The following is a 1511-nucleotide window of genomic DNA, read 5'->3' on the forward strand; positions in this document are numbered from 1 at the left end:
CCGCAAGGTTAAAACTCAAATGAATTGACGGGGGCCCGCACAAGCGGTGGAGCATGTGGTTTAATTCGATGCAACGCGAAGAACCTTACCTACTCTTGACATCCAGAGAACTTTCCAGAGATGGATTGGTGCCTTCGGGAACTCTGAGACAGGTGCTGCATGGCTGTCGTCAGCTCGTGTTGTGAAATGTTGGGTTAAGTCCCGCAACGAGCGCAACCCTTATCCTTTGTTGCCAGCGGTTAGGCCGGGAACTCAAAGGAGACTGCCAGTGATAAACTGGAGGAAGGTGGGGATGACGTCAAGTCATCATGGCCCTTACGAGTAGGGCTACACACGTGCTACAATGGCGCATACAAAGAGAAGCGACCTCGCGAGAGCAAGCGGACCTCATAAAGTGCGTCGTAGTCCGGATTGGAGTCTGCAACTCGACTCCATGAAGTCGGAATCGCTAGTAATCGTAGATCAGAATGCTACGGTGAATACGTTCCCGGGCCTTGTACACACCGCCCGTCACACCATGGGAGTGGGTTGCAAAAGAAGTAGGTAGCTTAACCTTCGGGAGGGCGCTTACCACTTTGTGATTCATGACTGGGGTGAAGTCGTAACAAGGTAACCGTAGGGGAACCTGCGGTTGGATCACCTCCTTACCTTAAAGAACCTGCCTTTGCAGTGTCCACACAGATTGTCTGATGAATGATAAATTTCAAAATGTACTGCGAAGTGCATTGTGAAATTTTGCTCTTTAAAAATCTGGATCAAGCTGAAAATTGAAACGACACACAGTTAATGTGTGTTCGAGTCTCTCAAATTTTCGCAAGTCGATGGTGAATCGAAAGAAACATCTTCGGGTTGTGAGGTTAAGCGACTAAGCGTACACGGTGGATGCCCTGGCAGTCAGAGGCGATGAAGGACGTGCTAATCTGCGAAAAGCGCCGGCGAGGTGATATGAACCTTTGACCCGGCGATGTCCGAATGGGGAAACCCAGTGCAATCCGTTGCACTATCGTTAACTGAATACATAGGTTAACGAGGCGAACCGGGGGAACTGAAACATCTAAGTACCCCGAGGAAAAGAAATCAACCGAGATTCCCCCAGTAGCGGCGAGCGAACGGGGAGCAGCCCGGAGTCTGAATCAGCTTGTGTGTTAGTGGAACGGTCTGGAAAGTCCGACGGTACAGGGTGATAGTCCCGTACACGAAAGCACACTTGCTGTGAACTCGAAGAGTAGGGCGGGACACGTGGTATCCTGTCTGAATATGGGGGGACCATCCTCCAAGGCTAAATACTCCTGACTGACCGATAGTGAACCAGTACCGTGAGGGAAAGGCGAAAAGAACCCCGGCGAGGGGAGTGAAAAAGAACCTGAAACCGTGTACGTACAAGCAGTGGGAGCCTCTTTTATGGGGTGACTGCGTACCTTTTGTATAATGGGTCAGCGACTTATATTCTGTAGCAAGGTTAACCGTATAGGGGAGCCGAAGGGAAACCGAGTCTTAACTGGGCGTTAAGT

At 50.5% G+C, this 1511-nt stretch carries 2 rRNA genes; both read left to right on the forward strand.

Annotated elements, in window-relative coordinates:
• A 16S ribosomal RNA gene (locus FFS28_RS21625) occupies positions 1–647 on the forward strand; the annotation flags it as partial.
• Between the two features lie 208 nt (positions 648–855).
• Positions 856–1511: ribosomal RNA gene (locus tag FFS28_RS21630) — 23S ribosomal RNA — on the forward strand; the annotation flags it as partial.

It is taken from the genome of Enterobacter sp. 2VL, from assembly GCF_005503595.1.
Lineage (GTDB): Bacteria > Pseudomonadota > Gammaproteobacteria > Enterobacterales > Enterobacteriaceae > Enterobacter > Enterobacter cancerogenus.